Below are 12,748 nucleotides of genomic sequence, written 5' to 3'. Positions count from 1 at the left end.
ATGAGTGTTTGGCGTAAGTTAGTAACGGCTGTTAAAGGTGGAGTCAACGAAGCTGCCGAAGCGGTTGTTGATAATCAAGCTCTTCGTATTCTCGACCAAGAAATTCGCGAAGCGAAAGAAGAGCTACGTCGCTCTGACACCTCACTGACGCAAATCATGGCTAAACGAAAATTAGCCGAACAAAAAGTAGCAGGCCTTGAAAAATCAGTTGCTGAATACGAGCGTCACGCCGTTACAGCAAATGAAAAAGGCGATACCCAATTGGCGTTAGATTGCGCGCAAAAAGTTGTTGATTTGCGTGGTCAGTTAGACGCTGAACAGCAATTTGTTGAGCAATTTAACAACTCAGAAAAAACATTGCGTGCTAATATTTCCCAAGCAAAAAATAACTTGCGGAAAATGGAACAGCAAGTTGATATGGTTAAAGCCACTGAGTCGGTTCAAAAAGCGCAAACTGCGGTTTCTTCTCGACACATGGGTGCAAACAGCCGTATGAAAACTGCTGCTGAATCATTAACTCGTATTCAAGATCGCCAAAAAGAACGCAGTGCGCAACTTGAAGCGGCAAATGAGTTGGCAGAATCTGAATCTGGAGATGCCCTAGAGAAACGCTTGCGTGAAGCAGGTATTTCAGGTGGGAATTCTTCTGCTGATGACGAATTGGCGAGGATTCTTGGCAAAAAGTAATCGGTAATGCTGGTGTTTAAGTACGTAAGAAAGCTTTTATTAAAGCATTTTCTTGAAGCGCGATGGCAAACAGTGGTGTTTGTCATTGCCGCTTATTTTGTATTAAGTTGGATTTTGCTTGCGCTCAGCGGTGAAAAAGAGCTTATTAGTCTAGACAGTTATTTCTATTGGATTATTGTAACTGCATCAACAGTGGGTTACGGTGATCTCTCCCCAACTACCACGGCCGGTCGTTACGTGGTCTCTCTTTTTGTTATCCCGCTTGGTCTCAGTTTATTTGGTCTCGCCATTGGTAGAATCGCGGCGTTTTTCTCGTTTCATTGGCGCCGGGGTATTAAGGGGTTAAGAAAATTGCATTACGAAAATCACATTGTTGTTATCGGTTGGAATGGCACGCGAACTCAACAGTTGTTGCGTTTGCTGCTGAGAGAAAATAAATTCGAAGCGACACCCAGAAACATTGTTTTATGTGTGAGAGCAGATGTCGAAAACCCAATGCCTGATAAAATAGGCTTTGTTAAGGTTGATAGTTTTAATCATGACAATGACATGGGGCGAGCGTCCATCGAAACCGCCTCTTGTATTATCATTGATAATCCCGAAGATGACCTGACAATGACCACAGCGCTTTATTGTTCAGGAAAAAACCCTAGTGCGCATACAATCGCGTATTTCTCTGATGAAACCTTGGGTGCTTTGTTGAATAATCACTGCCCAAATGTCGAGTGTATGCCTTCGGTTTCTGTTGAAATGATGGCGAAAGCTGCGGTAGATCCAGGTTCCAGTTTCTTGCATCATGAGTTATTAAATGCCGATAAAGGCATGACTCAGTATTCTGCTCCATTTTCTGGAGCTGATGAAGTTAATGTCAAATCGGTGTTTTTGTATTTAAAAGAACAATTTGATGCGACGCTCATTGGTGTGGCTAAAAAAGGCAGCCAAGAGATTGCGATAAATCCTAAATTTGGCGAAATTATTTGCCCTCAAGACGTCATTTTTTATATTGCAGATGAACGAATCCAAAAAATTGATTGGAGTGGTTTAAGTGTTCGGTAAATTATTTGGTAAAGATAAGAAAAGTGAACCTACAGATTCTGCACCAGAAGTATTAGGTTTGCGACTCGGTGGGGCTTTTAATTTAGATGAGCTTAAACTGAAACTGATTGAGCCTAACTTAATTGTTGAGGGCGTTGCAAAAACCCAATTTATTCAGGCTGTAGGAAAAGTTGAACTCGACAGTGATACCACGGTTTTGCGTTTTTACACTGATGATGACGGATTTGTACAGGTACTATTGTCTGGTGGAATGAACGAAGAGCACATTTCTGATGTTAAGCTCTGGTATTACTACGATACAACCGGAGTCAGTTCTGACTCAGAGTGGAATAGTCTGTTAAGTTCTGGGATTAGTTTTCCCGAAGTAAAGGTCGATGACTACACATTTAATCGTGTGTGGGAAAGTACCGGTGGTGAATCCGCCCCGGTTGCTATGACAGAAAAAACGTATACCGAAGGTAATAAAGTTACCGAAACAGATCAGTTCGTAATGCTTTACGAGCGAGAAGCTTCTGAAGACTCTATGGAGTACGCTATGATTTCCGGCGAAGAGAAAATCATTGGGAATCAGGCCGATCGATGTCTTGTGCGTAGTACAGGTTTTGACTTGCAGCCAGCTGATATCGACATCATCGGGTAATAGTATTTGTTAGTGAACATCGTAAGATAATAAATTGGGAATGTAATATGGAAATTTTGCAAGAGTCGTTATTGGGTTTGGGAAGCTTTGCCCTGTATTTCGCGATCTCATTAGTTTTTCTTTTAATTTTCAAAGTCGTTTATGCGTGGGTTACACCACACGATGAATGGAAGTTGGTAAAAGAAGAAAAAAATGCAGCGGCTGCGACAGGTTTTGCAGGAGCGGTTATTGGTTTTTCAGTGGCACTTGCCAGTGCTGCCAGTAACTCAGTTTCGTTGATTGACTTTACTATTTGGGCTGTAGTCGCGCTTATCGCTCAGCTTATCGCCTTCCTAGTCGTTCGATTTGTGTTCATGCCTAAAATTGTACAACGAATTAACGACAACGAACTTTCTGCAGGGATTATGTTGGGTGGTACATCCGTGGCTGTTGGTTTGCTTAACGCAGCGTGCATGACATATTAATTTAGGAGTGCACTATGAAAAGGACACGTTCAATTAATCTTGAGCGAATGCGTAAGCTCGAAGATGATAATTTATCCCAACCAACACCGTTGCGCTCAAAGTTAAAACCGTTGGCGGTTTCCGTTGCTGCAGCAGTTTTGGTGGCATGTTCTGATGGTGGTGAAGAAGCAGTTGTTTACAGCGATATCGCTGATTGCATTTCGAAAAATCCAGATCAAGTCGACGTATGTGAATCCGCTTATAACGACGCAGTGAATGTTGCTCAAGAGTCTGGCCCTAAGTACACCTCGTTAGAAGCTTGTACTTACGATTTTGGTAATCGTAACTGTGTTCCGTATCAAGCAGACAGTGGTCAAAACTGGTTTATTCCCGCAGTTGCAGGCTTTATGCTCGCAGAAGTTATCGACGAAGTCGGTGATGCTTTTGAGCGCCGACGTTACCGATCTGCGCCATTGTATACTTCTTATTCTCGTTATTCGCCGTTTTATGGTCAGTGGTCTAGTGTCGATGGCTACACATACGGCACAAGCCGTTACGGCAAAATAAAAGTCTCTGATAACGCATTTAAGCCGAAGCCCAAAATCACTCGCACCATTTCTCGCGGCGGCTTTGGTTCTACCGTGGCGGCTAAATCAAATTGGGGTGGCTCTTCGAAAAGTAAAGGCGGTTGGGGATCCTCTAAAGGTGGTTGGGGCGGTTAATGCGCCGAGTAGTTACCAACGAGCGCCCTGATTGGCAAGAACGTGCGCGAGAGTTTGGCTTCAAATTCCATACAATGTACGGCGAAGCCTACTGGGATGAATCCGCCTATTACGAATTTTCTCTGCGCCAGATTGAAGATCACATTGAAGATCCCACTGAGGAGCTTCACCAAATGTGTTTGGACGTTGTTGACAAAGTTGTTAATGACGAAGAGTTATTCGCCAAGTTTCAAATCCCAGAGCAACACTGGGATTTTATTCGTCGCTCGTGGCTCAACAAGGAGCCAAGCCTGTATTCTCGTTTAGATTTGGCGTATGACGGTAAAAGTCCCGCAAAACTCTACGAAAATAACGCTGATACGCCAACGAGTTTGTACGAATCGGGCTTTTGGCAGTGGCTGTGGTTAGAAGACAAAATTGTTTCCGGCGTTTTACACCCTAATAGCGACCAATTTAATTCAATTCAAGAAAAGCTCATTGAACGATTTCGATCGATGGGCGAAATTTATCCTGAGCAATTACTGCATTTTTCCTGCTGCCGTGACACCGAAGAAGATAGAGGAACAGTCCAATATCTAGAAGACTGCGCCCAAGAGGCGGGTTTGTTCACCGAGTTTGTGTATATCGAAGATATCGGGCTTGGAGAAATTGAGTTAGGCGATGACAGTGGTCGTTGCATTCCCGCTTTTACGGACACAGACGATCAGGTTATCGATTGGATGTTTAAGCTTTACCCGTGGGAATTCATGCTGAGAGAAGACTTTGGTGGTTATTTCAGCAAAGCTCAAACATCTTGGATAGAACCACCCTGGAAGGCTTTGCTGTCTAATAAGGCTCTAATGCCTCTGCTTTGGCAATTGTTTCCCAATCACCCCAATTTACTGCCGTGTTTTTTTGACGAGAAGCAAGCCGCGCAGCATTTGAATAGCTACGTTAAAAAACCCATATTCGCCCGTGAGGGCGCCAATGTCAGTGTTTTTGAAAATGGCGAAATGACCTATCACTCCGACGGGCCTTACGGAGAAGAAGGTTTTATTTTTCAGGAATTCTATCCTCTACCTTGTTTTGACAACAACTATACGTTGATTGGTTCTTGGTTGATTGATAATCAACCGGCGGGAATTTCTGTCAGAGAAGATAGCACGCTCATTACTCAAGATTTGTCGCGCTACTTGCCGCACATTATTTGTCCGTAGTTCAGTTGGGCTAACAATCCAATTTTCTTATTTTACCTGGGTTCAGATCATCACTCTTTGTTTTGACTGCGTGATGAGATTTTGAACCCTTTTTATTGCGTTGTGCAAACATTGGCACACTGATCTGTTGGCTATCTTTCATGTCACCTTGAGCGCAAGTCAATACTTACTTTTTACTCTTATTTACAAACCAGACTGATCTGCTTGGTTTTTAATTTTAAATCATTCTAATTACCTTTGGTTTCAAGGGTCAGTGCTTTAACTATTTGATTTTTATTGATATTTTTTAAAGTCACAGAACCTGTCAATTACCAGTAATATTCAGTAATTGTTGCATAATCCTCACTTTTTATACCTTCTCTGTAGATCACTCCGCTAAACCAATAACCTCACCTTGACTTTGGGCTAATGCAAATTATAGTGTGCATTAGTGGGAAAAAGTGGTGAATTGTGTAATTTTGTGGAGCTAGAACCTCTATTGGTGAAAAATGTTTCTTGGCAATCAATCAATCAATATGGACGCGAAAGGACGCGTGGCTATCCCCACTCGTACGCGCGAACAGTTGAGCCAAGTTTGCCAAGGCCAAATAGTTGTAACTGCACACACCGAAGATCGCTGTTTGTTGATGTACCCAAAGCCACAGTGGGAGGAAATTCTCCCGAAGCTTGAGGCTTTACCTACCTTTAACAAAATTGCCCGTAAAACCAAGCTTTTAATGATTGGTTATGCGAATGAATTTGAATTGGATGATAGTGGCAGGATATTAATTCCCCCCACATTACGAGAATACGCAGGGCTTGAAAAAAAGGTGATGCTCATCGGACAAGGGACTCGGTTGGAGCTTTGGAGTGAAGAGCATTTCATTGCACGCTTGGATGAGTCGGATGACGATGAAACCATGCCTGAAGAAATGATGTCGCTGAGTCTTTAGAATTGGTTATCACTTATGTCTCAAACGCACTACTCCGTGCTGCTCGAAGAAGCTGTCGACGCTCTGGTTTATGACCCCAACGGATTCTACATTGATGGAACATATGGGCGCGGCGGCCATAGCCGAAAAATTCTAGAACGTTTAGAAGAAAGTGGTTCTCTGTTGGCCATTGATAAAGACCCAACGGCGATCTCTGATGGCAAAAAGTTGTCTGAACAGGATTCTCGTTTTGAAATAGCTCACTGTTCTTTCGCAGACATGTCAAACCTTGTCGCTAGTCGACAACAAGAAGGAAAGTTGTTTGGTGTTTTGTTGGATTTAGGGGTTTCTTCCCCTCAGCTTGACAACGCAGAGCGTGGCTTCAGTTTTCAAAACGATGGGCCTCTCGATATGAGGATGAATACATCCTCCGGCCAGAGCGCCGCCCAGTGGATTAACTCTGTAAAAGAAGAAGATTTGGTGTGGGTTCTTAAAACCTATGGCGAAGAGCGGTTTGCCAAGCGAATTGCTAATGCGATTGTCAAACGAAGAGAGCAGCAGCCATTTGAGCGAACGGGTGATCTTGCGAAAGTTGTTTCAGAGGCAAATCCTGCTTGGGAAAAGCACAAGCACCCAGCGACCCGAGCGTTTCAAGCTATTCGTATTCAGGTAAATAATGAGCTTGGCGATGTCGAGCAAGCTCTGCAACAAGCGCTGGAATTACTCAAAGTTGGCGGCCATTTGGTAGTAATCAGTTTTCATTCCCTAGAAGACCGAATAGTAAAGCAGTTTATTCGCAAGCATGAAAAGGGCGATTCCTTACCTAAAGGAGTTCCGGTGACCGATGATCAGCTCAACAAACGCTTAAAGTCCATTGGCCGAGCGATCAAAGCGAGTTCAGAAGAAATTCAAGAAAATGTCCGTTCACGAAGTGCTGTTATGCGTGTTGCGGTTAAATTGAAGTAAATACCATCAATTGTTTACCTGTCATACAGCAAGACAGTTAAGCCAAGGTGAAGAGTTGATACAGAGACGACAATAAGAGTAAAAACGCTTCCGTGGATAATCCAATCAATCCGAAGGCTGCAGCTTCTCCAGATACCAAGGCACCAATCGCCTTGGGTTTTGCGGTTGTGGCTTTATGGATTGCAGTGGTGATATCGGCATTGGCGGTGGTTTATACCACGCATAATGTGAGAGTTAGTACAAACTCACTTGCTCAGGCAAAAGCAGAGTCCTCGGAGTTACAGCTTCAGTGGGGTCAATATCTGCTTGAACGCAGTACCTGGGCATCGTATTCCCGCATCGAAAAAATTGCTGCGGGTGAATTAGAAATGGCTCTTCCAGAGCCTGAAGAAATAATCGTGGTTCAGCAATGACAGCAACCAAAAAGAACGCAACTAAGCAGGTACTTTTAGAGCCTGTTTTAGTGCCACGCTGGCGATTCTACGTCGTCGCAGTGGTTCTGCTCGCGTTGTTGATTGCTCTTGTTGTTCACTTGGGAAACATTCAAGTCTTACCGACAAATGATCGCGGTTATCAATTTCTTCAAGATCAAGGCACTGCTAGAACATTGCGAGCAGAACCGATACTCGGTTACCGCGGCGCAATATCCGATCGCAACGGTGAACCTCTTGCCGTTAGCACCCCGTTGTTAAGCTTATCGGTAAACCCACAGACATTATTTAAGCATCAACATCGATGGCCTGATTTGGCGAAAGTCAGCGGTTACACATTGGGAGAGCTGACCGAAAAGCTGAATCGGTATCGAGATAAATATTACATGTCGCTGTCGAGTAGGTTGCCTCCTGAAGAGGCCCAAAAAGTTCTCGACCTTAAAATTCCTGGTGTGTACTCGCAGCAGGAATTTCGTCGTTTTTATCCCTCAGCAGAGGTCAGTGCTCACCTTTTGGGGATCACCGACATTCACGATAAAGGGCAAGAAGGGCTTGAGTTGGCGTTTGATAGCCACTTAGCTGGGGAGACCGGTCAGCGCCATGTTGAAAAAGATTTATACGATCAGGTTATTCGTGAAGTTGGCTTAGTTAAATCTGCGACAGCCGGGAAAAACTTGACCTTAAGTATTGATCTTCGATTGCAATATCACGCTTACAAAGAGTTAAAAGCAGCCGTAAAAGAAAATCGTGCGAGTTCTGGGTCTGCAATTATTTTAGATACCTTAACGGGTGAAGTTTTGGCGCTGGTAAACCAGCCGTCTTTTAATCCAAATGATCGAACTAACATCGAAACGGCCTCGGTGAGAAATCGCGCGCTTGTCGATCAATTCGAACCAGGTTCTACGATTAAACCGTTCAGTATATTGGCTGCAATGGAAGCTGGAATCGTCAGTAAAAATTCATTTATTGATACCGCACCTGGGTATTTGCATGTTGGCGGTAAGACGTTTTTAGATCCGGTTAATTACGGTGTGATGGATCTTACTAAAGTCATTACCAAATCAAGCCAGGTTGCGACGACTAAAATCGCGCTAAAAACCGGCCCGCAACCAATTCGAGACATGTACTACCGTGTTGGTTTGGGACAATTGCCAGGAACAGGGTTTCCAGGAGAAGCCGTTGGCTTGCTTCCTCAATACGAACGCTGGCCAAAAGTTACTTTGGCGAATTACAGTTTTGGTTATGGTTTCACCACCAGTGTATTGCAGCTTGCTCAGGCTTATAGCGTTATCGCAAATGACGGTTTGAAAAAACCGGTTTCGTTGCTGAAGCTTGACTCTGAACCTGAATCAGAGCGTGTCTTTTCAGAAAAGCTGGCTTCTCAAATGAAATCCATGCTCGCCACTGTTACCCAAAAAGGCGGCACTGGATCACGTGCTGAATTAGAAAATTATACTACAGCGGGTAAATCTGGAACGGCGCACTTGGTGGGTGAGCATGGTTACGCAGACGATCGTTACCGATCTTTGTTTGCAGGGTTTGCACCGCTAGAAAATCCACGAATTGTTGTAGTTACGGTAATTTCAGAACCGAAAAGCGGGAAATATTTCGGTGGTGAAGTGGCTGCGCCAGTGTTTGGAAAAATTACAGAAGCGGCTCTTAGAATTCTTGAAGTTCCACCAAATAAAGCTATTTCTATTCACGCGAGCAACAAAGAGAAAAAACCCGGAGGCGTATCATGAATTACAGCCTTCTGAATCTCGGTGAATTGTTATCGATTGTGAAAGACATTGCTTTGCCGAGTAACGTCGCTCAAATAGTGCCGAAAGATCTTGTGCTCGACAGTCGACAAGTATCTCGTGGCGATGTGTTTGTTGCGTTGGTGGGTACGCAAATAGATGGACGAAAGTTTATTCAGCAAGCCATCGATCAAGGTGCGGCAGCGGTATTGTCTCACGCTGATAATTACAAAGGCGTTAAAATACAACACGGTGTTGCGGTAGTTGAAATTCCTAATCTTCTGAAACGTATTTCAGAATTAGCGGCACGTTTTTATGGTTATCCCGCCAATAATTTAACAACGTTTGGTGTTACTGGAACCAATGGAAAAACGACCTGTGCTCACCTTTACGCACAAGCAAAAACTTTATTAGGGCAATCCTGTGGTGTTATTGGGACCACTGGTGTTGGCGTTTTTGGTGAAGTGCTAACTGCTAATGGTTTTACCACGCCTGATGCGATTACTACGCAAAAAACCATTCGCAACATGGCCGATGATATCACGTGCTTGTCTTTGGAAGTTTCGTCACACAGCTTGGATCAGTTTCGTGTTGATAGCTTAAATTTCACATGCGCCGCTTTCACCAATTTGAGTCGAGATCACCTCGATTATCACGGTTCGATGGCCGCTTATGGTGAAAGCAAAAAAAGATTGTTTGCTCGCGATGAATTAAGAAACGCAATTATTAATGTTGATGATGAATTTGGGGCAGCGATCGCAGATGAATGGGATTTCCCAGCAAGTCTTATTCGTTACTCTTTAATTCGCTCTGATGTAGAAATTTCGGTTAAAAATATTCATTTCAGTATTTCTGGAATTTCAGCAGATATATATACCCCTTGGGGTAACGGTCAAATTAATACCCGTCTTATTGGTGAATTTAATTTAAGTAATTTGCTGGCAGTTATTGGTGCACTGCTATCCGAAAATATCAATTTTGAAGAATTACTTAAAATTATTCCAAAACTTAAACCCGTTGCTGGCCGGATGCAAATTATAGATTCATCGCAAGAAACGACGTCGGTTGTTGTTGATTACGCCCACACGCCTGACGGTTTAGATAAAGCACTCTCAGCCTTAAGAAAACATTGCCAAGGAAACTTAATTTGTGTTTTTGGCTGCGGAGGAAATCGTGATCGAGGCAAGCGTCCGTTGATGGCAAAAGCCGTTGAAGCCTACAGTGACAAAGTTTTTGTGACAAATGACAACCCAAGGTTCGAAGATCCAAAGATTATTGCCGACGATATTTTGACTGGTTTTAGTCAGCCAGAGCGAGTAACCGTAGAGCTGGACCGAACGCACGCAATCGGAGAGGCCATCTCTCAGGCGAGTAACGACGATATTGTATTGATTGCTGGTAAAGGTCACGAAGATTATCAAATTATTGGTGATCAAAATGTTCACCATGATGATGCACAAGTCGCCCATTCATTTTTAAATAAAAAGGCGGCGTCATGTTAAGTGGGCTCACTCTTAAAGAATTAGCAAATGCAACCAATGGGCGTTTGTTAGGAAGTGATGGCACTTTTTTGAGTGTCAGCACAGATACCAGAACAATTCAGGAAGGCAGTGTCTTTTTTGCGCTTGTTGGTGAAAATTTTGATGGCCATGATTTTGTCAGTGCGGCCATCGACAAAGGGGCATGTTGTGTTGTTGTCAGTAAAAAGCTGGATCTAAATGTGAGTCAATGCCTGGTTGACGATACAACACAGGCACTTGGCAATTTAGCTTCATTCATTCGCCAACGCTGGTCAAAGCCGGTTACTGCTATTACCGGAAGCTGTGGAAAAACTACGGTTAAAGGCATGGTGCAAGCTATTTTTTCTACGATTGGGAATACGCTTGCGACCACCGGAAATTTGAATAATCACATCGGCGTGCCGTTAACGCTGTTTCAGCTCAGCGAAAATCATGATTTTGCTGTGATTGAGATGGGCGCTAGTGCCGTTGGTGAGATCGATTATTTGTCTAAGTTGGCCCAGCCAAATGTTGCTTTGATAAATAACGTTCAGCCTTCCCACGTAGAAGGTTTCGGCTCGGTAGATGCTATCGCGCAGGCTAAATCTGAAATATACGATCACCTTGCAGACAGTGGTATTGCCATTATTAACGCAGATGACAAGTACGCGGCGCAATGGTTAGAACAAAATAAACACAGAAAAACGATTCGATTTAGCACCGAAAATCCTGAATGTGAGGTGTTTGGAAAAAATTTATCGATTAATGATCAAGGTTATTATCGATTTGACTTGGTTACGCCTAGTGCTGAGAAAACCGTGGTGTTGAAAGTACTGGGTGAAAGCAATGTTATGAATGCACTCGCCGCAGCTAGTTGCGGTGTAGCTAGTGGACTCAGTATTGATAACATCGTCGAAGGTTTAGAAAGTTTTTTACCGGTTCCAGGCCGATTGGTTGTTAAACCAGGTATTGAATGTTCGACGATTATTGACGATACCTACAACGCCAATCCGGGCAGTGTGAAAGCTGCAATCGATGTATTGTCCAGTTATTCCACGAAAACAATTTTAGTGCTGGGAGACATGGGTGAGTTGGGCCATGACTCTGCAAAAATGCATAAAGAAGTAGGTCAATTTGCGCAACAAAAAGGCATTCATAGCCTGTTTGCGTGTGGTGAGCTGTCACAATTTACTTGTGACGGCTTTGGTGATTCTACTCATTATTTTAACGATAAAAATTCTTTGGTCACAAGCTTATTAACCCAGCTTGATGCCAATACAACCGTTTTAGTTAAAGGTTCGCGCAGTGCCAAGATGGAAGATGTCGTCAACCAATTAGTTTTAGGAGGCACTGTTTAAGATGTTGCTTTGGTTATTTGAATATTTACAAAGTTTTGCCGGTGGATTTGCGGTTTTTCAATATCTCACGTTGCGCGCAATTTTGGGTGTGTTAACTGCGTTGGCTATATCCATGCTATTAGGGCCGTGGATGATTCGGAAGTTGAATCTTCTCCAAATAGGCCAAGCGGTAAGAGATGACGGACCACAAAGTCACTTGAGTAAATCAGGTACGCCGACAATGGGCGGAACCTTAATTCTTGCTGCTATTTTTATTAGTTCGCTTTTGTGGGCGGATCTTAATAATCGATACATTTGGGTTGTTCTTGTAGTAACCGCAGTGTTCGGTGCCGTGGGATGGGTTGATGATTATCGAAAAGTGGTTGAAAAAAATTCTCGTGGGCTACCAGCAAAATGGAAATACTTTTGGCAATCAATTGCGGGTTTAGGTGCTGCGGTTTTTCTGTATTCGACCGCGCAAGTTCCTGCTGAAACACAATTGTTTGTGCCGTTTTTTAAGAACGTAGCGCTCGATCTTGGTTTGTTTTACGTCGTGCTTACTTACTTCGTTATCGTTGGTTCAAGTAACGCTGTGAATTTAACGGATGGCCTAGACGGTTTAGCAATTATGCCCACCGTAATGGTCGGTTCGGCGTTAGGAATATTTGCTTATTTAGTCGGCCACGCAGAATTTGCTAACTATTTGAATATTGCCAGTGTTCCTGGTTCTGGAGAATTGGTTGTGTTCTGTGCTGCATTGGTTGGCGCAGGTTTAGGGTTTTTATGGTTTAACACTTACCCAGCTCAAGTTTTTATGGGTGATGTTGGCGCTTTGGCTCTGGGTGCGGCACTCGGTGTAGTTGCCGTTATTGTTCGCCACGAGATCGTATTTTTCATTATGGGTGGTGTGTTTGTAATGGAGACGGTTTCGGTGATTCTGCAGGTTGGCTCCTACAAATTGACTGGTCGCCGAATTTTCAGAATGGCACCACTTCACCATCACTTTGAATTAAAAGGATGGCCTGAACCAAGAGTTATCGTGCGTTTTTGGATTATCACCGTGATGCTGGTTTTGTTTGGCCTGGCGACACTTAAGTTACGTTAATACATTAATAAATTTC

Annotated in this window: 13 protein-coding genes; all 13 read left to right on the top strand. The window is 43.5% G+C overall.

Going from position 1 to position 12,748, the window contains the following annotated elements:
• The 13 genes from LU361_RS02290 (at position 1) to mraY (ending at position 12,732) form a co-directional block, all read left to right on the top strand.
• The gene (locus LU361_RS02290; protein ID WP_233086695.1) at positions 1-687 is read left to right on the top strand and encodes a PspA/IM30 family protein; all 687 of its coding nucleotides are present in this window, start codon (positions 1-3) and stop codon (positions 685-687) included.
• A 12-nt stretch (positions 688-699) separates the two neighbouring features.
• Positions 700-1,743, top strand: a complete 1,044-nt coding sequence (locus tag LU361_RS02285; protein ID WP_233086694.1) for a potassium channel family protein — start codon at positions 700-702, stop codon at positions 1,741-1,743.
• Positions 1,733-2,383 carry a YjfK family protein gene (locus LU361_RS02280; protein ID WP_233086693.1) on the top strand — a complete coding sequence of 217 codons (651 nt, stop codon included), beginning with the start codon at positions 1,733-1,735 and terminating at the stop codon, positions 2,381-2,383. The genes LU361_RS02285 and LU361_RS02280 overlap by 11 nt, the downstream gene beginning before the upstream one ends.
• Positions 2,384-2,430: 47 nt before the next feature.
• On the top strand, positions 2,431-2,847 hold the full coding sequence (locus tag LU361_RS02275; RefSeq protein ID WP_233086692.1) for a DUF350 domain-containing protein: 417 nt from the start codon (positions 2,431-2,433) through the stop codon (positions 2,845-2,847).
• A 14-nt stretch (positions 2,848-2,861) separates the two neighbouring features.
• Positions 2,862-3,548 carry a DUF1190 domain-containing protein gene (locus LU361_RS02270; RefSeq protein ID WP_233086691.1) on the top strand — a complete coding sequence of 229 codons (687 nt, stop codon included), beginning with the start codon at positions 2,862-2,864 and terminating at the stop codon, positions 3,546-3,548.
• On the top strand, positions 3,548-4,744 hold the full coding sequence (locus LU361_RS02265; RefSeq protein ID WP_233086690.1) for a glutathionylspermidine synthase family protein: 1,197 nt from the start codon (positions 3,548-3,550) through the stop codon (positions 4,742-4,744). Before LU361_RS02270 ends, LU361_RS02265 begins: the two co-directional genes overlap by 1 nt.
• A 488-nt stretch (positions 4,745-5,232) precedes the next feature.
• Positions 5,233-5,676: a division/cell wall cluster transcriptional repressor MraZ gene (mraZ, locus tag LU361_RS02260; protein ID WP_233086689.1), complete on the top strand. Its 444-nt coding sequence runs from the start codon at positions 5,233-5,235 to the stop codon at positions 5,674-5,676.
• A gap of 15 nt (positions 5,677-5,691) precedes the next feature.
• The gene (gene rsmH, locus LU361_RS02255; protein WP_233086688.1) at positions 5,692-6,621 is read left to right on the top strand and encodes a 16S rRNA (cytosine(1402)-N(4))-methyltransferase RsmH; all 930 of its coding nucleotides are present in this window, start codon (positions 5,692-5,694) and stop codon (positions 6,619-6,621) included.
• Between the two features lie 92 nt (positions 6,622-6,713).
• On the top strand, positions 6,714-7,034 hold the full coding sequence (ftsL, locus tag LU361_RS02250) for a cell division protein FtsL (RefSeq protein ID WP_233086687.1): 321 nt from the start codon (positions 6,714-6,716) through the stop codon (positions 7,032-7,034).
• Positions 7,031-8,794, top strand: a complete 1,764-nt coding sequence (locus LU361_RS02245; protein ID WP_233086686.1) for a peptidoglycan D,D-transpeptidase FtsI family protein — start codon at positions 7,031-7,033, stop codon at positions 8,792-8,794. Before ftsL ends, LU361_RS02245 begins: the two co-directional genes overlap by 4 nt.
• Positions 8,791-10,293, top strand: coding sequence for a UDP-N-acetylmuramoyl-L-alanyl-D-glutamate--2,6-diaminopimelate ligase (locus LU361_RS02240; protein WP_233086685.1), 1,503 nt, complete (start codon positions 8,791-8,793; stop codon positions 10,291-10,293). Before LU361_RS02245 ends, LU361_RS02240 begins: the two co-directional genes overlap by 4 nt.
• On the top strand, positions 10,287-11,648 hold the full coding sequence (locus LU361_RS02235) for a UDP-N-acetylmuramoyl-tripeptide--D-alanyl-D-alanine ligase (protein ID WP_233086684.1): 1,362 nt from the start codon (positions 10,287-10,289) through the stop codon (positions 11,646-11,648). The genes LU361_RS02240 and LU361_RS02235 overlap by 7 nt, the downstream gene beginning before the upstream one ends.
• A 1-nt stretch (position 11,649) precedes the next feature.
• Positions 11,650-12,732 carry a phospho-N-acetylmuramoyl-pentapeptide-transferase gene (gene mraY / locus LU361_RS02230; RefSeq protein ID WP_233086683.1) on the top strand — a complete coding sequence of 361 codons (1,083 nt, stop codon included), beginning with the start codon at positions 11,650-11,652 and terminating at the stop codon, positions 12,730-12,732.
• Positions 12,733-12,748: the final 16 nt, after the last annotated feature.

Origin of the sequence: Sessilibacter corallicola, from assembly GCF_021290925.1 — a bacterium.
In the GTDB taxonomy this organism is placed as follows: domain Bacteria; phylum Pseudomonadota; class Gammaproteobacteria; order Pseudomonadales; family Cellvibrionaceae; genus Sessilibacter; species Sessilibacter corallicola.
The sequence above is the reverse complement of the archived record's forward strand: the minus strand, read 5'-3'. Positions and strand labels throughout refer to the sequence as shown.

Excerpts from the sequence above, each read along its gene's own strand:
- LU361_RS02290 (WP_233086695.1), top strand. The coding sequence starts at position 1 with ATGAGTGTTTGGCGTAAGTTAGTAACGGCTGTTAAAGGTGGAGTCAAC.
- LU361_RS02275 (WP_233086692.1), top strand. The coding sequence starts at position 2,431 with ATGGAAATTTTGCAAGAGTCGTTATTGGGTTTGGGAAGCTTTGCCCTG.
- LU361_RS02270 (WP_233086691.1), top strand. The coding sequence starts at position 2,862 with ATGAAAAGGACACGTTCAATTAATCTTGAGCGAATGCGTAAGCTCGAA.
- LU361_RS02265 (WP_233086690.1), top strand. The coding sequence starts at position 3,548 with ATGCGCCGAGTAGTTACCAACGAGCGCCCTGATTGGCAAGAACGTGCG.
- mraZ (WP_233086689.1), top strand. The coding sequence starts at position 5,233 with ATGTTTCTTGGCAATCAATCAATCAATATGGACGCGAAAGGACGCGTG.
- rsmH (WP_233086688.1), top strand. The coding sequence starts at position 5,692 with ATGTCTCAAACGCACTACTCCGTGCTGCTCGAAGAAGCTGTCGACGCT.
- LU361_RS02245 (WP_233086686.1), top strand. The coding sequence starts at position 7,031 with ATGACAGCAACCAAAAAGAACGCAACTAAGCAGGTACTTTTAGAGCCT.
- LU361_RS02240 (WP_233086685.1), top strand. The coding sequence starts at position 8,791 with ATGAATTACAGCCTTCTGAATCTCGGTGAATTGTTATCGATTGTGAAA.
- LU361_RS02235 (WP_233086684.1), top strand. The coding sequence starts at position 10,287 with ATGTTAAGTGGGCTCACTCTTAAAGAATTAGCAAATGCAACCAATGGG.
- mraY (WP_233086683.1), top strand. The coding sequence starts at position 11,650 with ATGTTGCTTTGGTTATTTGAATATTTACAAAGTTTTGCCGGTGGATTT.